15 protein-coding genes are annotated in these 17,761 nt (G+C 75.2%); 7 read left to right on the top strand and 8 right to left on the bottom strand.

Annotated elements, in window-relative coordinates:
- Positions 1-30: 30 nt before the first annotated feature.
- Together ACFVHI_RS15655 and ACFVHI_RS15650 are read right to left on the bottom strand one after the other, a co-directional pair.
- Positions 31-2,481: a polysaccharide lyase 8 family protein gene (locus tag ACFVHI_RS15655; protein WP_380339418.1), complete on the bottom strand. Its 2,451-nt coding sequence runs from the start codon at positions 2,479-2,481 to the stop codon at positions 31-33.
- Between the two features lie 131 nt (positions 2,482-2,612).
- Positions 2,613-3,629: a LacI family DNA-binding transcriptional regulator gene (locus ACFVHI_RS15650; RefSeq protein WP_380339415.1), complete on the bottom strand. Its 1,017-nt coding sequence runs from the start codon at positions 3,627-3,629 to the stop codon at positions 2,613-2,615.
- Positions 3,630-3,879: 250 nt separating this feature from the next.
- On the opposite strand from ACFVHI_RS15650, the gene ACFVHI_RS15645 reads away from it, so the two are divergent.
- Entirely contained in the window at positions 3,880-5,319 is a 1,440-nt protein-coding gene (locus ACFVHI_RS15645; RefSeq protein WP_380339534.1) for a DUF2252 domain-containing protein, read from the top strand.
- A 70-nt stretch (positions 5,320-5,389) separates the two neighbouring features.
- Here ACFVHI_RS15645 and ACFVHI_RS15640 read toward each other — a convergent pair whose 3' ends face one another.
- The 3 genes from ACFVHI_RS15640 to ACFVHI_RS15630 are packed head-to-tail and all read right to left on the bottom strand — an operon-like array spanning position 5,390 to position 8,153.
- Complete coding sequence (locus ACFVHI_RS15640; protein ID WP_380339412.1) at positions 5,390-6,076, bottom strand: alpha/beta fold hydrolase; 687 nt, start codon at positions 6,074-6,076, stop codon at positions 5,390-5,392.
- A 38-nt stretch (positions 6,077-6,114) separates the two neighbouring features.
- Positions 6,115-7,593, bottom strand: coding sequence for an MFS transporter (locus ACFVHI_RS15635; protein ID WP_380339409.1), 1,479 nt, complete (start codon positions 7,591-7,593; stop codon positions 6,115-6,117).
- A complete protein-coding gene (locus ACFVHI_RS15630; protein WP_063350572.1) occupies positions 7,590-8,153 on the bottom strand; it encodes a helix-turn-helix domain-containing protein in 564 nt (187 codons plus the stop codon). Before ACFVHI_RS15630 ends, ACFVHI_RS15635 begins: the two co-directional genes overlap by 4 nt.
- A gap of 310 nt (positions 8,154-8,463) precedes the next feature.
- Here ACFVHI_RS15630 and ACFVHI_RS15625 point away from each other — a divergent pair, with 310 nt between their 5' ends.
- The gene (locus tag ACFVHI_RS15625; RefSeq protein ID WP_380339406.1) at positions 8,464-9,801 is read left to right on the top strand and encodes a DUF5685 family protein; all 1,338 of its coding nucleotides are present in this window, start codon (positions 8,464-8,466) and stop codon (positions 9,799-9,801) included.
- A gap of 199 nt (positions 9,802-10,000) precedes the next feature.
- Here ACFVHI_RS15625 and ACFVHI_RS15620 read toward each other — a convergent pair whose 3' ends face one another.
- Positions 10,001-10,168, bottom strand: a complete 168-nt coding sequence (locus ACFVHI_RS15620; RefSeq protein WP_159398569.1) for a hypothetical protein — start codon at positions 10,166-10,168, stop codon at positions 10,001-10,003.
- Between the two features lie 188 nt (positions 10,169-10,356).
- Here ACFVHI_RS15620 and ACFVHI_RS15615 point away from each other — a divergent pair, with 188 nt between their 5' ends.
- A complete protein-coding gene (locus ACFVHI_RS15615) occupies positions 10,357-11,553 on the top strand; it encodes an alginate lyase family protein (protein ID WP_380339404.1) in 1,197 nt (398 codons plus the stop codon).
- 157 nt (positions 11,554-11,710) lie between these two features.
- On the opposite strand, the gene ACFVHI_RS15610 is transcribed toward ACFVHI_RS15615, so the two are convergent.
- Entirely contained in the window at positions 11,711-12,550 is an 840-nt protein-coding gene (locus ACFVHI_RS15610) for an HAD family hydrolase (protein WP_363373571.1), read from the bottom strand.
- A gap of 414 nt (positions 12,551-12,964) precedes the next feature.
- On the opposite strand from ACFVHI_RS15610, the gene ACFVHI_RS15605 reads away from it, so the two are divergent.
- Both ACFVHI_RS15605 and ACFVHI_RS15600 read left to right on the top strand, forming a co-directional pair.
- Entirely contained in the window at positions 12,965-13,834 is an 870-nt protein-coding gene (locus tag ACFVHI_RS15605) for a chitosanase (protein ID WP_063350568.1), read from the top strand.
- 226 nt (positions 13,835-14,060) lie between these two features.
- Entirely contained in the window at positions 14,061-15,332 is a 1,272-nt protein-coding gene (locus ACFVHI_RS15600) for an ROK family protein (RefSeq protein WP_380339400.1), read from the top strand.
- A 15-nt stretch (positions 15,333-15,347) separates the two neighbouring features.
- On the opposite strand, the gene ACFVHI_RS15595 is transcribed toward ACFVHI_RS15600, so the two are convergent.
- Entirely contained in the window at positions 15,348-15,917 is a 570-nt protein-coding gene (locus tag ACFVHI_RS15595; protein WP_380339397.1) for a TetR/AcrR family transcriptional regulator, read from the bottom strand.
- Positions 15,918-16,018: 101 nt separating this feature from the next.
- Here ACFVHI_RS15595 and ACFVHI_RS15590 point away from each other — a divergent pair, with 101 nt between their 5' ends.
- Complete coding sequence (locus ACFVHI_RS15590; protein WP_380339394.1) at positions 16,019-16,489, top strand: DUF1348 family protein; 471 nt, start codon at positions 16,019-16,021, stop codon at positions 16,487-16,489.
- A 149-nt stretch (positions 16,490-16,638) separates the two neighbouring features.
- A complete protein-coding gene (locus ACFVHI_RS15585; RefSeq protein WP_380339393.1) occupies positions 16,639-17,727 on the top strand; it encodes a hypothetical protein in 1,089 nt (362 codons plus the stop codon).
- Positions 17,728-17,761 lie beyond the last annotated feature (34 nt).

Genomic DNA, 17,761 nt, shown 5'->3' with positions numbered 1-17,761 from the left:
CCGGTGCGCTGACCTCGGCGGCCGGCTCCGTCAGGCGGCACCTCGACGGAAGCCGGCGCTCCGCCGGAAGACCGCCGACAGGCTCGCTCCCCCGGTGCCCGCCACCGCGCAGCGCAGCACCAGCGGCCCGGAGTCCGAGAGCACCGTGATGCCGGTGCCGCCGCTCGCGAGCCGGTAGCCGTCCAGCGCCAGCGTCAGCTGGACGGTGGCCGCCTTCCGGGTGGGGTCGGCGACGGTGACGGAGAGGTCGCCGCCGTTCTCGCGGAGCAGGACGGAGCAGGGGGCGGAGACGGTCAGCGGGCCGACGGTACCGGGGGCGAAGAAGTTGGCGAGGGTGAGTCCGAGTCCGGGCGCGCTGATCGCCTGGGCGTCGGCCGTGTTGGCGAGCACGGTGGCCGTCGGGGCCGCCGCGCGGGCCGCCGCCTGGTCCGGGCCGGCCCCGGGCATCAGCACGTAGTGGTACGTCCCGTCGACGGGGTCGGTGCCGTGGTCGAGGCCGATCGACAGGTAGGTCCGGGTGATCGGGTCGGGCGCCCCGCCCCGGTTGATGTCGGCCCACGCCCCGGTCCGCCGTTCGCGGGCGAGGTCGAGGGTGGCGCCGTCGGGGAACACCCAGGCGCCCGACCCGGCGAGCGCCGCCCAGCGGACGCCGTCGGCCCGCCGACTCCAGCCGGGGTCGGCGGGCTGGCGGACGCCGTCCAGCACGAACTCCCGGTCCTCGCGGGCCCCGAGGTTGCGGTGGTCGACGGTCGTGCGGACGGCGACGCCGTCGGTACAGCCGATGCCCGCGCCGAGACAGACGATCGAATCGTCCAGGCAGAACCAGGACTTGCGCCCGACCAGGGTGGATCCGAGGCCCCTGACGTCCTGGCCGACCACCGACCGGTCGCCGTCGCTCGCCCCGCCCGCCCAGGCGGTCGCCGGGCGGGCCTGGCCCCAGTCGCCCCCGGCGCCGTCGGCCAGCGGGCGCGTCGACACGGTGGTGCCGGGCAGCCGGTAGGGGTCGGCGGTGGGCCAGAAGGAGTCGCTGTACTGTTCGTCGCCCTGCTCGCCGCCGTACCAGTAGAGCATTCCGCTGCCGCTGTGCCAGGCCCGCAGGTTCTCGCCGTTCCCGCACTCGTAGAAGGCGGTCCGGGACGAGGACAGGCTGAGCTGCGCGCTCCAGCCGGGCCGGCGGTGGACGGCCCGGTCCATGGTGAACACCCGGCTGCCCGTGCCCTCGTCCGCCGCCCGGGTGCCGGAGTCCGCCAGGAGGGCCTGTGCGCGGGCGAGTTCGGGGATGTCGGCGAGGACGTTGGACAGGTAAGGGAGCACCTGGTCCCGCTGGAGGGAGCCCTTCACGGCGGCGCGCCAGGCCGCCGCCTGGGCCGCCGGCACCGACCCGGAGTCGGCCAGTCGCAGGACGTCCCCGAGCAGGGCGTGGCCGCGCACGTGGTCGTCCAGGCGCGCCCGCCGCGCGTCGCCGGCCTGCACGCCCCGGCTGACGGCACGGCCCGAAACCCCGTCCATCACCAGGCCGTTGAACAGGAACGGCAGGAACCCCCGGTCCACGGCGGTGAAGACGTTGCGCAGCGCGGGGTCGGTGACGGCCCAGGGCGTACCGGCGAGCAGGCGCAGCAGCCGGCTCAGGCTGCCGAGCAGCACCTCGCCGTAGCTGCCGGTGTACGGCACCCAGGTGTGCTGGACGAAGCTGCCGTCGGCGTAGATCCCGTCGCCGGTGGTCACGTAGCGGAACACCGGTGACAGCCCCCGCTGCGCGGCGGCGACCGGGGCCGCCGAGCGGCCGATGACACCGCGCAGCGCGAGCACCCGGCACAGGTCCACCCGGTTGGCCCCGGTGCTGGTGCCGGTGTACTTGTCGACCACCGAGGACGGGACGAAGTGGTCCACGGCCGCACCGCACGCGGCCGCCCGTTCGGCCGTCAGGAGGTCGCCGAGCAGCACGCACACGTCCAGCAGGGCCTGGGGGGCGCCGATCTGCCAGTCCCACCAGTTCCCGTACGACGTGGTGGTGGCGGTGTAGGCGCGCTGGAGCACCCAGTCCAGGCCGGTCGCGACGGCGGCGCCGAGGCCTGGGTCGCCCGTCGAGCCGGTGGCCGGCCGGGTGAGGGCCAGGGCCATGAGCCGCAGCCGCCCGACCGTCGACGTGACGGCGGCGGAGGCCGAGCCGACCGGCAGATCGGGCCAGAGCGACCCGGCCTGCGGGCTCAACGCGGCCTGGTGGCGCCGTGCCTGGTCGCCCAGCGCGGTGAGCGCGCGGGCGAACGGCGGCGCGGCCGGGTCGTACCCGGTGCCGGTCAGCTGCTCGGACCAGGCCGCGCGCATCGCGTCGTAGTTGTCGGCGGCCCGGGCCTCGGTGGGCCCTCCGAGCCACCACGCGGCCGCCGCGGCGGTGGCGGCGGCGCTGGTCCTGAGCAGTCCGCGCCTGCTCAGGAGCGGTATCGACGCCGGGTCACCGGTCTTCGTCCACGAGCTGTCCATCGGGCCGTCCTTCCTCGCGAACTCCCTTGTCTGACGGGAGAGTAAGCGCTTTCTATCGCGAGGACAACGCTTCCGGCACGGGCTCGTGGCCGGAGGGCCCGCGACCGGAGAGCCTGCTACCGGAGGGCCGGCTACCCGACCGGCCCCGTCGACCCGCGGGGCACCAGCTCGGTGGCGAGGACGGCCCGCTGCGGCTCGGGGCCGGGGCGGTGCAGCGCGAGGCGCAGCGCCGTGCGGCCGAGGTCGAGGTGCGGGATGCGCACGGTGGTCAGGCCGGGCCTGAGGTCCTCGGCCCCGGGCAGGTCGTTGAAGCCGATCACCGAGACCTGTTCGGGCACGGAGATCCCGTGCTCCCGCAGGACCGTCAGCACGACGGCCGCCACGTCGTCGTCGTGCGCGAAGACCGCCGAGAAGTCCGGCGGGCCCTGGGCCAGGCGGCGGCGCAGCCAGGCCCGCGCGCCGTCCCGGGTGTGGCACCCCTCCACCGTCAATTCGGCCGGGTGGCGCAGGTCTTGGGCCGCCAGCGCGGCCTGGTACCCGGCGAGGCGCTCCCGGGTGGTGGTGGTCGCGGCCGGTCCGCCGAGGAAGAGGATCCGCCGGTGGCCCAGCGTCAGCAGGTGGTCGACGGCCGCCCGCGCGCCGCCCGCGTTGTCGTAGTGCACGGCCGTCAACGGCAGTTCCTCCCCCGGGGCGGGCCGGCCGCAGAGCACCAGCCGGGAGCCGGCCGCGTCCAGGATGCCCGCCAGCCGGGCGACCCGGGTGCGGTACCCCGGGCTGTCCTCCACCCCGCCCACCAGCACGACGGCCTCCACGTCGCGCGCCCGCATCTCCTCGACCAGCGTCAGTTCGCGGTCGGGGTCGTCGTCGGTCGCCGCCACCAGGCAGAGGCAGCCCTCGTCCACCGCCTGCCGCTCCACACCGTGCGCGACCCGGTTGTGGAAGGGCGCCGCGAGGTTGCCCAGCAGGATCGCCACCGTCCGGGACCGCCGGCCGGCCAGCGCCCGCGCCTGCGCGTTCACGACGTAGTCGAGGTCGCGCACCGCGCGCAGCACCCGCTCCCGGGTGGCCCCGGCCACCGGGTAGTCGCCCGCCAGCACGCGCGACACCGTCGCCATCGACACACCCGCCAGCGCCGCCACGTCGTTCACCGTGGGCCTGCCCCGCCGGGCTCTCCCCCCGTCGCTCACCGCTGTCCCCCCGGTCCCGACCGACTCCGCGCCCGGCCTTCGACGGCGGGCCGTGCCCCGAGGATACGGGCGGCTGCCGCCTCGCGTCCGCCGGGCTCAGGAACCGTCGTCAGGCGTCGGACGTCACTCCCCCTGCAGAACCGTTCGCGCAGGTCGCGGGCGGGTGGGAGCCGGAAGGGACGGGTGGGGAACGGTGACGCAGGTGACCGAGGTGACCGAGGTGGCGGACGGGGCCGTGGCCGACGTGGACGGAGCCGCGCCGCAGGGGCGGCGGGCGTTCGCGGTGGCCGGGTTCGCGTCGGGGCGGGGCGGGCGTTCGCGGGAGCGGGGGAAGGCGCTGCGCGGGCGGATTCCCCGGGAGCGGCACGCGGAGTTCTCCCCCGGGCCCGGGCGGCCGACGGCCGTCGAGGCGATCGAGGCGTCCAACGCGGGCCGGATCGCCGCGTTGGTGCCGATCCGGGTGGGGCGGATGGCCGCCACGCCGTTCGCGTTCCTGCGCGGTTCGGCCGGGCTGATGGCCGCCGACCTGGCGGGCACCCCGGCCACCGGGGTCGGCGCCCAGCTGTGCGGGGACGCGCACGCCGCCAACTTCGGGCTGTACGGGGACGCCCGCGGGCAACTGGTGATGGACATCAACGACTTCGACGAGACCGTGCCCGGCCCGTGGGAGTGGGACCTCAAGCGGCTGGCCGCGAGCCTGGTGCTGGCCGGCCGCGAGACCGGGGCCGACGAGACCACCGCCCGGGAGGCCGCCCAGCACGCGGCCGGCTCCTACCGCCGCACGATGCGCACGCTCGCCAAGCTGCCCGCGCTGGACGCCTGGAACGCCGTCGCGGACGAGCAGTTGGTCTCCTTCACCGAGGCGCACGACCTGGCCGAGGTGCTGCGCAAGGTCGGCGCGAAGGCGCTGGGCAACACCAGCGCCAGATTCGCCGCCCGCAGCACCACCCGTACGGCGGACGGCGGTCGGCGGTTCACGGCCGCTCCGCCGGTGCTCACCGAGGTGACCGACGCGACCGCGCGGGCCGTCGCGCAGTCGCTCGGCCCGTACGTGGCGACGGTGCCCGCCGAGGTGCGCACCCTGCTGTCCCGCTACCGGGTGCAGGACGTGGCGTTCCGGGTGGTGGGTACCGGCAGCGTCGGCACCCGCTCGTACGTGGTGCTGCTCACCGACCACCGGGACCAGCCGCTGGTGCTCCAGGTGAAGGAGGCCCGCCCGTCCGTGCTGCTGCCGTACCTGGAGCGCGCGGGCCACCCGGTGGCCGGTCAGGACGGCCACGAGGGCCGCCGGGTGGTGCTCGGGCAGAAGCACATGCAGGTGGTCAGCGACACCCTGCTGGGCTGGACGACGGTGGACGGACTCCCCTACCAGGTCCGGCAGTTCCGCAACCGCAAGGGCAGCGTCGACCCGGCCGCGCTGCTGCCGGGCCAACTGGACGACTACGCCCGGATCACCGGCGCCCTGCTGGCCCGGGCGCACGCGCACACCGCCGACCCCGGCCTGCTGGCCGGCTACTGCGGCAGGAGCGAGGCGCTGGACGAGGCGGTCGCCGCCTTCGCCGTCGCGTACGCGGACCGGACCGAGGCAGACCACGCCGACCTGGTCGCGGCGGTGCGCGCCGGCCGCCTGCCGGCCGAGTTCGGCGTCTGACCGGCGCGTCCGCCCCGAGGCGTCCGCGTCAGGACGTCCACGTCAGAACGTCCGCGTCAGGACGTCCGCGTCAGGCGGACAGGAACGGCGCCACCGCGGCGACGAACTCGTCGGGCCGGGCACTGTGCACGAGGTGCCCGGCCTCGATGGTGACCATCCGGCAGTCCGGGATCAGCCGGGCGAGCTCGGCGAGCCGCTCCTGCGGGACGTGGCTCGCCGAGCCGCCCGCGACCACCAGGGTGCGGGCGGTGATCCCGGCCATCCCCGCCAGCCAGGCCGGGTCGGGGGTGTCGACCTGTGTCTTGACGGCCTTCACCACGGCCCAGTCGAAGTGCACCGGCTCGTCCGGCGCGTCCGGCACCACACCGACCGGGCGCGGGTGCGGTGCCGGGATGTCCTCCAGGACCAGCCGGCCGATCCGCTCCGGCCGGGCCTGGGCGACCAGGTAGCCGACCACGCCGCCCATCGAGTGGCCGACCAGGTCGACCCGCACCAGGCCGAGCGCGTCGAGGAAGGCGAGCACGTCGTCGCGCATCTCCTCCAGGCCGTACCGGGCGGTGCGGCCGCTGTCGCCGTGGCCGCGCAGGTCGAGCGCGTACACGCGGTGCCCGGGGGCGAGGGCGGGCAGGACGACGTCCCAGTCCGTGGCGCGCTCCCCGAGGGCGTGCAGCAGCACCAGCGCCGGGCCGTCCGGCGGGCCGCTCTCACGGTAGGCGAGCGCCACCTCGGGCAGGTCCACGATCCGGTTCTCGGTCATGCCCGCCACCGTAACTGCGGGCCTGCGCCGGACAGAACTCAGCGGACCGCTGTTCGCCCACGGCTCACCGCGACGGGCTCGCCGGCCGCCTCCCGGGCCGCCCGCCGGCCGGCGAACACCGAGGCCAGGACGGCGAGGGCGGCGACCGCCGCGCACACCACGCTGGTGGCCAGGTAGGCGGAGCGGTGGTCGCCGCCCCCGGCGGTCTGCCGCAGGTAGACGCCGGACAGCGCCGAGACCGCGACCGCCGCCGCGATCCGCTGCGCCATCTGCAGGATGGCCCCGCTCACCCCGGCCGCCTCGGCGGGCGCGTGGCGCAGCACGTACGCCTGGTTGGTGGCGCCCATCACGCCGATCGAGGCGCCGCCGAACAGTTGCAGCAGCGCCAGCAGCCAGGGCAGGACGGCGGCGGGCGCCCAGTGCGCGACCAGTCCGCTCGCCAGCATGACCAGGGCGGAGCCGGTCATGCCCGCGGTGACGGTGCGCCGCCCGAAGCGCTGCACCACCCGCCAGGCCAGCGCGGAGGCGACGCCCATGGCCACCGCCGAGGGCAGCGCAACGAGTGCCGCGCCCATCGGGGAGAGCCCGAGGCCGTCCTGGAGGAACATGGTGAGCACCAGTCCGGCGGCGAGCGAGGAGCCGAACTGGGCCATCGCGGTCACGGTGCCGAGCGCGTACGGCGCAGAGCGGGTGAGTGCCGGGTGGATCAGCGGGTGGCCGCCGGAGCGGGCGTAGCGGCGCTGCCACCAGGCGAGCGCGCCGAGCAGCAGGACGGCGACGGCGACGAAGGCCAACCAGCCGGTCCAGCCGGGCGGTTGGACGAACGGCAGCATCAGGGCGAGGGTGAGCGCGGCGACCAGCAGCAGGCCGACCAGGTCGAGGTCGGCGTGCCGGGCACTCGGGCGCGGCCTGGGCAGGTGACGCACCGCCAGCGCGACGGTGGCCAGTCCGAACGGCACGTTGAGCAGGAAGGTCAGCCGCCAGCCGTGCTCGGGGCCGGCCGCCGCCAGGACCGCGCCGCCGATCGGCGGGCCGAGCGCGAAGGCCAGGCCGCCCGTGACGGCGTACATGCCGAGGGCGCGGGCCCGCAGCTGGCCGTCGAACACGTCCTGGAGGGTGCCGATCATCTGCGAGTTGACGAGCCCGGCGCCCACGCCCTGGAGCAGCCGGGCCGCGATCAGCACCTCGGGTGCGGTGGCGGTCGCCGAGACCAGGCTGACCAGGGTGAACAGGGCGAGGCCGGTGACGAAGAGCCACTTGCGGCCCCTGACGTCGCCCAGCCGCCCGCCGGGGATCAGCGCCAGGCCGAAGGCGAGCGAGTAGCCGGCGACGATCCACTGGAGGTGGGCGGGCTGGGCGTGCAGGCTCTCGCGCAGGGCCGGGATGGAGGTGTTGAGGACGGACTGGTCGAGCAGCGTGGTGAAGCCGCCGGCGACGCAGACCAGCAGGACGCGGCGCCCGGCGGCGTCGAAGCGCTCGCGGGGCGCGGCGGCTATCCGGGTCTTCGGGCGCCTCACGGTTCCACCACCACCAGGGCGTACCGGGCGTCGTCCGGGCCGGGGGCGCGGAAGCGGCTGGTTCCGGAGACGTAGCGCAGGCAGTCGCCGGGGCCGAGCAGGTGTCGCTCGCCGTCGACGGTGAGCTCCAACACCCCCTCGAACACCCAGAGGTGGTGCTCCAGGTCCGCCACGCAGGGGCGGTCGTAGGCGATGTCGGCGCCGGCGGGCAGCCGGCCCTCGACGATCTCGGCGCGCAGCGAGCCGTGCGGCGGGGAGACGGAGCGGCGGACGAAGCCGGTGGTCTCGTCCCGCCAGATCCGCTGGTCCGCGGCCCGCACCAGCCGGGCCGGCGCCGACTCGACCTCGGCGAGCAGCCGGGACATGGTCCGCCCGTAGACGGCGCAGAGCCGCCCGAGCAGCGCGGCGGTCGGGCTGACTTCGGCCCGTTCGACGCGCGACAGCGTGGAGCGGCTGACGTCCGCCAGCCGGGCCAGTTCCTCCAGCGTCCAGCCCCGTTCCAGTCTCAATTCGGCGAGCCGGTTGGCGAGCCGCTCGTCGGCGGCCGTCTCGATTCCCATATTCGCGATGCTATCCCGGATATGAGATCACTCCCAGGGGCGCGGGACGCTGCGGGCGGGGCGTGGGGAAGGGCGGGCGGCGTGGATTCGGCCGGGACTGCGCGCTGCGTTCGACTGCGCGCCCCTGTGCTCCTCGCACCCTCTCCCGTTCCTCCGGCTCCTCCGACCCTTCGGCTCCTCCGCTCCTCGGCTTCGGCTCCTCGGCTCCTCCGACGCCTCGGCTCCTCCGCCCCTCGGCCCGGGAGGGGCGGTGATCATATGATGTTCGGCGGATCAGGGCTGGTCAGCGGCCCACCGGCGAGGGGGAATCATGTTCGGCATCATCAGACCGTGCAAGCACCGGCTGTCCGAACGGCTTCAGGCATCGTGGCTGGCGCACCTGTGCGGGCTCTGCCTCGCGCTGCGCGACGACCACGGCCAACTCGCCCGCACCGCCACCAACTACGACGGCCTGATCATCTCGGTCCTGGTCGAGGCCCAGGCCGCCCGCGAGGACGCCTCCTGGCGGCGCACCGCCGGGCCCTGCCCGCTGCGCGGCATGCGCACCGCCTCCGTCGCCCGGGGCGAGGGCGCCCGACTCGCCGCCGCCGTCTCGCTCGCCCTCGCCTCGGTCAAGATCCGCGACCACGTCGAGGACCGTGACGGCCTGTTCGGCCGCCGCCCGGTCGCCGTCGGGGCCCGCGCGGTCACCCGGCGGTGGGACCGGAAGAGTGCCGGCAGCGCCTCGGCGGTCGGCTTCGACACCGGCGTGCTGCTCGAAGCCGCCTCCCGACAGGGCGAGTTGGAGCGGTCACTGCCGCCCGGCGGTTCCGTCCTGCTGGTCACCGAGCCCACCGAGACCGCCACCTCGGCCGCGTTCGCGCACACCGCCGTCCTCGCCGGGCGCCCCGGCAACGCCGCCCCGCTCGCCGAGGCCGGCCGGCTCTTCGGCCGGCTCGCCCACCTCCTCGACGCCGCCGAGGACCAGGCCGCCGACGCCGCCGGCGGCGCCTGGAACCCGCTGACCGCCACCGGCACCGACCTCACCGAGGCCGAACGCCTGTGCCGCGACGCCGTCCACGGCATCCGGCTCGCGCTGCGCGAGGTCGAACTGACCGACCGGGCCCTGGTGCACCTGCTGCTCGCGCACGAGACCGAGCGGGCCGTCGAGCGGGTCTTCGGCCCGGCCGCCCACGCGGCCGCCTGCCGCACCCGGAACGCCGGACCCGTCGCCGGCGGGTCCGCCCCCGACGGATCCGCGCACGCAACGACCGGCGGGCACCCGCACGCCACCGCCGGGGAGCACCCGCACGACGCGCCGCCGCGCCAGGCGCCGCCCGGGCAGACCCCTGGTCAGGATCCCGGCCAGACCCCGCTCCCGCCGTGGGTGCCCCAGGGCCCCGGCTTCACCCCGATCGGCGCCAAGCCGCCGCGACCGCGCAACCTGCTGGCCGGCTGCGCGGTGTGGGCGCTGATGGCCTGCACCTGCCAGTTGCTCTGCTGCGACCACAACGACCCGTTCAGCCGGGAGCGCCGGGAGGGCTGGTGCCAGCGGCACGACTGCGACTGCGGCGACTGCTGTGATCCTTGCAACTGCTGCAACGGTTGCGATGGCTGCGACGGTTGCAGCTGTTGTGACGGCTGCGACTGCTGTGACTGCAGCTGCTGACGTGCCGTACCGTCAGCGGTCCGGATTCCACCGCGCCGCCGGCGGCAGAGGCGGCAGCGACGGCAGCGGCGACGCCGTCACCTGATCGACCGCCACCGGCCCGGAGCGCCCCCGCGGCACCCCGGGCCGGTCCGCCGGCCCGTACGACTCACCGCGCCGCCAGAGCGGCAGCACCACCACCGGGCGCCGCTCCGGCCCGTCAGGCATCGGACCCGGCCGCCGCCCGGCGCCTCGCCCGGTCCGCCGTCCGGTCCGCCGCCAGCGAGTTCTCCAAGCGCGCCAGCAACTCCCGGAACCGCTCGGTGTCCTGCTCCGTCATCCGCCCCTCGGGCGCCGCCCCCGGCCACTCGGCCGTTATCTCGTTCATGAGTCCGACGTTACGCCCCGACGATCAACAGGCGATAAATGCGGAACGCACGCCTACGGGTGCGGCGGTGAACGGAGCCGGTCCTCTTGGCGCACGCGGGGGTTGGTGGTTCACTTCTCATGTTAGGCAACTTTCCTAACATGGCATCAGCGCTCGACCGCCTCCCCCCGCGAGAGGACCAGCTCCCCATGGGCCGTAGCCGCACCAGGACACTGATCGCCGCGGCGGCACTCGCCGCCCTGCTCCCGCTCACCTCCACACCCGCCGGGGCCGCCGCACCCGCCGCGCACGGCGCCCGGGCCGCCTTCCGGCACCCCGGCGTGCTGGTCGGCGACCAGCAACTCGCCTTCCTCAAGGGCAAGCTGGCGGCCGGGGCCGAACCCTGGACGTCCGCCTTCGCCGACCTCCGGTCGAGCACGTACGCCTCGCTGGACTGGCGGCCCCGGCCGCGCGCCACCGTCGAGTGCGGGTCCCGCTCCCACCCCGACAACGGCTGTTCGGACGAGCGCAACGACGCGATGGCCGCCTACGCCCACGCCCTGCAGTGGGTGCTCACCCGCGACCAGCGGTACGCCGACAAGGCGATCGAGATCATGGACGCCTGGTCGGCCGTGATCCAGGAGCACACCAACAGCAACGCACCGCTGCAGACCGGCTGGTCGGGCAACAACTGGTCCCGGGCCGCCGAGTTGATCCGCCACTCCGGGGCGGGCTGGCCGACCGCCTCGATCGACCGCTTCGCCGCCATGCTGCGCACCGTCTACGTGCCGCTGCTGTCGCCCGGCAGCCCGCGCAAGAACGGCAACTGGGAGCTGATCGAGACCGACGCCCTGATGGGCATCGCGGTCTTCCTCGACGACCGCGGCCTGTTCGACCAGGCCGCCGGCATGTGGCGCAAGCGCCTGCCCGCCTACGTCTACCTGTCCTCCGACGGCGCCCTGCCGGTGCCGCCGCCCAAAGCCGGGATCGAGGGCAAGGCCGCGCTGGTGAAGTACTGGTCCGACCAGTCGACCTTCGTGGACGGGCTGTCGCAGGAGACCTGCCGCGACTTCGGGCACACCGGCTGGGGCCTGGAGGCCGCCGCCCAGACCGCCGAGACCGCCCGGCTCCAGGGCCTCGACCTGTGGGGCGAGGGGCGCGAACGGCTGGTCAAGGCCCTGGAGTTCCACACCGCGTACGAGAACGGCGCGAAAGTACCGAACTGGCTCTGCGACGGCTCGCCGAAGACCGGTCTCGGCCCGGCCGTCCAACTCGCGTACAACGAGTACCACCTGCGCGAGGGCGTGGCGATGCCGCAGACCGGGCGGTACGTGGCCGCGCACAGCCCGTTCGGGGCCGACCACTTCATCGGCTGGGAGACCCTGACCCACACCAGCGCGCCCTGACGGCACGGGCGGGAAGCGGCGGTTCCGGGAGTGCACTCCGCCCGGAGCCGCCGTTTCGGCCGCGCCCCTACCGGGAGCGTCCGTTCCGGGAGCGTCCGTTCCGGGAAAAGGCCTTCCGGGAACGGGCGTTCCCGGGAACGCCCGTTCCGCACGCGGCTCACCCCTCGGGGAACAGGCCCTCCAGGACGGTGGCCACCCCGTCCTCGTCGTTGCTGCCGATGACGTGGTCCACCGTGGCCAGCACCTCCGGGTGGGCGTTGGCGACGCCGTACGAGGTGCCCGCCCAGGCCATCATCGGCAGGTCGTTGGGCATGTCGCCGAACGCGACCGCCTGCTCGCGGGTGATCCCTCGCCGCCGCGCCAGGTCGCCGAGCGCGGAGGCCTTGCTGACGCCCTTCGCGACGGCCTCGACCAGCCGCTCGCCGTTCGCGTGGTAGACCGTCACCAGCTCGCCGAGCACCGGGCGGGCCAGCGCCAGCAGCTCGTCCGCGGACAGCTCCGGGTGACGGCCGATCAGCTTGGGCGCCGGGCGGCCGAACAACCGTGCGTCGTCGAGGCGTTGCACGGTGGTGTCGGCGTCCCAGGCGCCCGCCTCGTAGTGCGCGTCCCCGGCCAGCTCCTGGGCGTACTCGACGGCCAGCCCGATCCCCGGCACGGCCTCGCGCAGCCGCCGGGCGCTCTCGCCGAGCACGTCGACCGGGATCGGGTTCTCGGCGATCACCGCGCGGGTGCGCATGTCGTAGCCGAAGGCGCCGTTGGAGCAGATCGCCACGCCCCGGTGGCCGAAGGCGGCCGCGATCTCGCCCATCAGGCGCGGCGGGCGGCCGGTGACCAGGACGACGAGCCCGCCGGCCCGTTCGACCCGGGCGAGCGCGGCGACGGTGCGGGCCGAGACGGTGCGGTCGCCGCGCACGATCGTCCCGTCGAGGTCGGTGGCCACCAGGCGCGGCGGCCGTATCGGGGTGACGGTGGGCGGGGTGGTGCTCGGGAGGCTCATGGGTCGGTGCTCCGTGCTGGTCGGGGTTTCGGTGGGAGCGGCCGGGCGCGGAGGCGTGTGCGGTACGCGCGCGTACGGCGCGGGCGGTGCGCACGCGGCGTGTGCGTGCACGCGGGGCGCCCGATTCGGTGGTGCAGGGAGCTCGCGGGCCGGGCTCGGCGGTGGCCGGGCGGACGGTCGCCAGACGCTCGGACGGTATCACCGGCGCGGCCCGTTCGGCGACGACCGAGCACCGTCTCCGAGACCCAAGCAATTTTATTAGGAAACTTTCCTTACCTTATAGACCGCCGTCGGCCGCAGACCGTACTCTGCTGCCGCGAGCTCGCTCTCCTGCCCCCACAGCGCCCCCGTTCGACCGGCGCGCCATCCCCCACTGCCTCCGGCGGCACCGCCCCCGGAGATCGGAGCACACCCATGCGAGTTTCCCGAACCCGACGCCTCGCCGCCGCCACCGCGGCAGCCGCCCTGGTCGCCGGTGCGGCCTGGGCCGCCACCTCCGCCTCGGCGTCCACCGCCCCCGCCCGGGCGACCGCCGCGGCCGTGCAGCGGGCGTCCGCAGGCGGCCTGACCCCCGATCAGCACCGCCGGGCCGACCAGCTGATCAGCATCTTCGAGAACAGCACCACCGAACTCCAGTACGGCTACGCCGAGAACATCAACGACGGCCGCGGCGTCACCGCCGGCCGCGCCGGCTTCACCACCAACGACGGCGACGCGCTCAAGGTCGTCCGCGCCTACACCGCCGTCTCCCCCGACAACCCGCTCGCCCGCTTCATCCCCGAGCTGGAGCGCCTGGCCGCCGCCGGCAGCGGCGACACCAGCGGCCTGCCCGAGAGCGACTACGTCGCCGCCTGGAAGCAGGCCGCCCAGGACGCCACCTTCCGGCAGGTCCAGGACGACCAGGTCGACCAGCGCTACTTCACCCCCGCCATGAACCAGGCCGACCAGCTCGGCCTCACCACCGCCCTCGCCCGCGCCGAGCTGTACGACGCCTCCATCCAGCACGGCAACGGCAGCGAGTACGACGCCCTGCCCGCCCTCATCGGCCGCACCAACGCCAAGGTCGGCTCGCCGTCCGGCGCCGGCGAGAGCGCTTGGCTGAACGCCTTCTTCGACGTCCGCGTCGACGACCTCACCAACCCGGCCAACTCCTCCACCGCCGACGAATGGAGGAAGTCCGTCGACCGGGTCGAGTGCCTGCGCCGGATCGCCGCCACCGGCAACTACAACCTGGACGGCCCGCTCAGCGTCACCGCCTTCGGCTCCGGCTACACCATCGACTGACCCACCCGCACCCGTCGAGCCCGGGGTCCGGCGTGTGGGACCGGACCCCGGCCCTGCGAGGGCCGCCCCCGGCGGGGCGCGGCCGCGCCGGGCGATCCGACCGCCGGTGGCAGCAGGGAGCCGGGACTCTCCGCCGCCACCGGCGGTCCGCGCTTCCGCTCCGCCCGTCCGTACTCTCACCGTCCGTCCTCGTTCGTCGGCTGACGGGTGCCCTACGATCGACCGAATGAGCACAGCAGGACGGACTACGGCCACGGACGGGGCGCCGCAGCCCGTCGCCCTCGCTCTACTGTCAGGGCCTGGACAACAGCCGTGGAACCGGCAGCGGCTCCGGAGCAACAACGAGTGGCTCCTGCTGGAGCGGCTGCGCTGCCACGGCCCGCTCTCCCGGGCCCAACTAGCCCGCGACACCGGGCTGTCCAAGCCGACCGTCTCCACCGCACTGGCCACCCTCGAACTCGCCGGACTCGCCCGCGAGGCCGGCAGGTTCGCCCCCGAGCGCGGCCGCACCGCCGTCCTGTACGAGACCGACCCGGCCGCCGGGCACGTCCTCGGGCTCGACATCGGCCGGGCCCGGCTGCGGGTCGCCGTCGCCGACCTGTCCGGATGCGTCGTCGCCCGCCGCGACCTGCCCAACCGCGGCCGCTCGGCCAACGCCGTCGCCGACGCCGTCGTCGCGGCCGCCCGCGAGGCCCTCGCCGAGGCGGGCCTGCCCGGCACCGCCGTCGCCCACACCGTGGCCGGCACGCCCGGGGTCTGGGACGAGCGCAGACGCAGCGTCAGGCTCGCCGCCAGCCTGCCCGGCTGGGGCCGCCCCGGCCTGTTCGACCGAATAGCCGACGGCCTGGGCACCACCGTCACCGTCGCCAACGACGCCAACCTCGCCGCCGTCGGCGAGTACACCTACGGCGCGGGCGCGGGCAGCCGGCTCTTCGTCTACCTGCTGGTCGGCACCGGACTCGGCCTGGGCGTGGTCAAGGACGGCGAACTGCTGACGGGGGCGCACGGCGCGGCCGGGGAACTCGGGCTGCTGCGACTGCCGGGCTGCGCCTCCGCCACTGCCACTGCCACTGCGACCACCGGCACCGGCACCACCCTGGAGGAGACCGTCTCCGCCGACGCCGTGGTGCGCACCGCCCTCGACCTCGGGATGCGGCGGCCGCTCAGCGCCGAGAAGGTGTTCACCCGGGCCCGGCTCGGCGAGCCCGCCGCGGTCGAGGCCGTCCGGCAGGAGGTGGACCGCCTGGGCTACGTCCTCGCCGTCGTCGCCGCGCTGCTCGACCCGGACGTGGTCGTCCTCGGCGGCGGCATCGGGCGCAGCGCCGACCTGCTGCTGCGCCCGTTGGAGCAGGCCCTGTACGAGCGTTCCCCGCTGCGGCCCCGGCTGGAGCCGAGCCGGCTGGGCCAGGACGCCGTCCTGCTGGGCGCCGTCGCCACCGCCCTGGAGGCGGCCCGCCCCGAGGTCTTCGAGCGGCGCACGGCCCCCGTCCCGGGCTGACGGCCCCGCGGTCCGTCAGGCGCGGGCGGACAGTGCGGCGTCCAGCAGCACGCGGGCGGCCGCCTTGGCGTCGGCGGCGGCGCTCGGGTCGCCGTGCACGGCGGCGGTGGTCATCGCCCCCTCGGCGAGCAGCGCCAGCTGGGCGGCGGTGGCGGGCGGGGCGCCGGCGGCCTCGGCCAGGCAGGCGAGGTAGGCGTTGAACTCCTCCTTGTGCTGCCGGGCGGCCGCCGTGACCGCCGGTGAGACGGCGCCCAGCTCGCCGAAGGAGTTGACGAACGCGCAGCCCCGGAAGTCGGGTTCGGCGAACCAGCGGCCGAGCCAGTCGAAGACGGCGAGCAGTTGGTCGCGCGGCAGCGTGGCGGCGCCGGCCACGTAGGCGGCGAGGTTCGCCCGCCAGCGTCCGTCCCGGCGTCGCAGGTACGCCTCGACCAGGTCGTCCTTGGACGGGAACTGCTGGTAGAGCCGGCGCATCGTCAGGCCGGAGGCCGCCCGGACGGCGTCCATGCCGACCGCCTGGATGCCCTGACCGTAGAACAGCTCCTCGGCCGCGTCGAGGATCAGGCCCCGCGGGTCGTGCTGGTCCATCTGCCGTGCCCTTTGCGTGAGAACGATGGTTCTCCTAGGGTAGCCGCTACAGCGAGAACGACCGTTCTCACCGTCGGCTCCGCCATGCCCGAGGAGACCCCGTGACCGAACAGCGCCCTCCCCTGCCCCCGTTCACCCCGGAGACCGCCCGACGGAAGGTCCGCGCCGCCGAAGACGCCTGGAACACCCGCGACCCCCACCGCGTCGCCCTCGCCTACACACCCGACAGCCGGTGGCGCAACCGCACCGAGTTCCTCACCGGACGCGAGCGGATCGCCGACTTCCTCACCCGCAAGTGGCACCGCGAACTCGACTACCGCCTCGTCAAGGAGCTGTGGGCGCACGACGGCGACCGCATCGCCGTCCGCTTCGCCTACGAGTGGCACGACGACTCCGGCCAGTGGTACCGCTCCTACGGCAACGAGAACTGGGAGTTCGACCGCGACGGCCTGATGGCGCACCGCCACGCCGCCATCAACGACCTGCCGATCGCCGCCGCCGAACGCCTCTTCCACTGGCCGCTCGGCCGGCGCCCCGACGACCACCCCGGCCTCACCGCCCTCGGGCTCTGACCCGGCGCCAGAATCCGGTCCCGACACGGCAGGCCGGGGCGGCCGGGGCGGCCGTTGTTCCACGACCGTGACACGGCTCGCACCGGCCGCTGAACTCCCCCTGGGATGCTCCTCCTCGAACGCGAACCGCACCCGAGGGGGGACCTGGAATGTCCGTGCGCAACAGATTCGGCACCACCGCCGCGCTCGCCGTGATGACCACCGTCGGCGCCGTCCTGCTCTCCGCCTGCGGCCCCGACAACGCCGGCTCGGACGCCGCCGCCCCCGGCAGCGCGGCGCCCGGCGCCACCGCTCCGGGGGCCCCGGCCCCGGGCGGCTCCGCCCACCCGAGCACCCCCGCACCGAGCAACCCCGCACCGGGCACCCCCGTGCCGAGCACCCCCGCGCCGGGCACCAAGGAGGTCAACGGCACCAGCGCCGCCAACCACCTGACCGTCAGCACCGGCACCCGGGCCGTCGCGATGAACGGCACCACCGTCGACTTCGGCACCGTCGTCCGCGACCTCGCCTGGTCCCCCGACGGCAAGCGGGCGGCCTTCATCAACGGCAACGGCGACCTCGTCGTCGCCGACCCCGACGGCGGCGCGAAGGTCACCCTCGCCACGGCCCCCGGCGGCGAGGCCTGGTCCCACCCCACCTGGCAGCACGCCGCGCAGGGCCCCAGCGACCTCCCCGAATCCGCCGAACGCTTCGACACCATCGTCTTCGCCGCCGCCAAGGGCGGCGTCCTGCGCCTGGAGAAGATCCCCACCAAGGCCGTCGGCGGCACCCCCGAGGTGCTCACCCCGCACACCTCCCTGGACGGCAACGCGAACATGCCGCAGCCGCCGCAGACCGGCAACACCTGGGCCGACGCCGGTGGCCGGCACGGCGAGATCGTCTACGCCAACACCCCCGCCGGCGAGGTCTACCTCTACGACGACTACATCCGCCCCGCCACCCGCGACCTGGGCCAGGGCTCCCAGCCGGCCCTCTCCCCCGACGGCGAGCACGTCGTGTTCGTCCGCTCCGTCGACGGGCACGACCACCTGTTCACCCGCTCCAGCCGGATCGACCAGAAGGACGAGCGGGACCTCACCCCCGCCGCCGCCACCGACTACACCGAACCCGCGTGGTCCCCCGACGGCAGGACCATCGCGGCCCGCACCCCCGACGGCGTCAGCACCCTCCCCGCCGACGGCTCCGCCGCCCCGGCCCCGGTCTCCACCGTCAAGGGCCTCCCCGCCTACCGGCCGTGAGGCCCCCGGAACAACGTGAGCAGCTGACGGCCTG

The sequence above is a fragment of the Kitasatospora sp. NPDC127121 genome (assembly GCF_042677305.1).
Taxonomy (GTDB): Bacteria; Actinomycetota; Actinomycetes; order Streptomycetales; family Streptomycetaceae; genus Kitasatospora.
Note: the sequence above shows the minus strand (reverse complement) of the source record. Positions and strands in the feature narration are given on the sequence as shown.

Coding starts and splice junctions, on each gene's coding strand:
- ACFVHI_RS15610 (WP_363373571.1), bottom strand. CDS start 12,550: ATGAGCCTCCCGAGCACCACCCCGCCCACCGTCACCCCGATACGGCCG.
- ACFVHI_RS15640 (WP_380339412.1), bottom strand. CDS start 6,076: ATGACCGAGAACCGGATCGTGGACCTGCCCGAGGTGGCGCTCGCCTAC.
- ACFVHI_RS15615 (WP_380339404.1), top strand. CDS start 10,357: ATGGGCCGTAGCCGCACCAGGACACTGATCGCCGCGGCGGCACTCGCC.
- ACFVHI_RS15655 (WP_380339418.1), bottom strand. CDS start 2,481: ATGGACAGCTCGTGGACGAAGACCGGTGACCCGGCGTCGATACCGCTC.
- ACFVHI_RS15605 (WP_063350568.1), top strand. CDS start 12,965: ATGCGAGTTTCCCGAACCCGACGCCTCGCCGCCGCCACCGCGGCAGCC.
- ACFVHI_RS15620 (WP_159398569.1), bottom strand. CDS start 10,168: ATGAACGAGATAACGGCCGAGTGGCCGGGGGCGGCGCCCGAGGGGCGG.
- ACFVHI_RS15585 (WP_380339393.1), top strand. CDS start 16,639: ATGTCCGTGCGCAACAGATTCGGCACCACCGCCGCGCTCGCCGTGATG.
- ACFVHI_RS15625 (WP_380339406.1), top strand. CDS start 8,464: ATGTTCGGCATCATCAGACCGTGCAAGCACCGGCTGTCCGAACGGCTT.
- ACFVHI_RS15600 (WP_380339400.1), top strand. CDS start 14,061: ATGAGCACAGCAGGACGGACTACGGCCACGGACGGGGCGCCGCAGCCC.
- ACFVHI_RS15630 (WP_063350572.1), bottom strand. CDS start 8,153: ATGGGAATCGAGACGGCCGCCGACGAGCGGCTCGCCAACCGGCTCGCC.
- ACFVHI_RS15595 (WP_380339397.1), bottom strand. CDS start 15,917: ATGGACCAGCACGACCCGCGGGGCCTGATCCTCGACGCGGCCGAGGAG.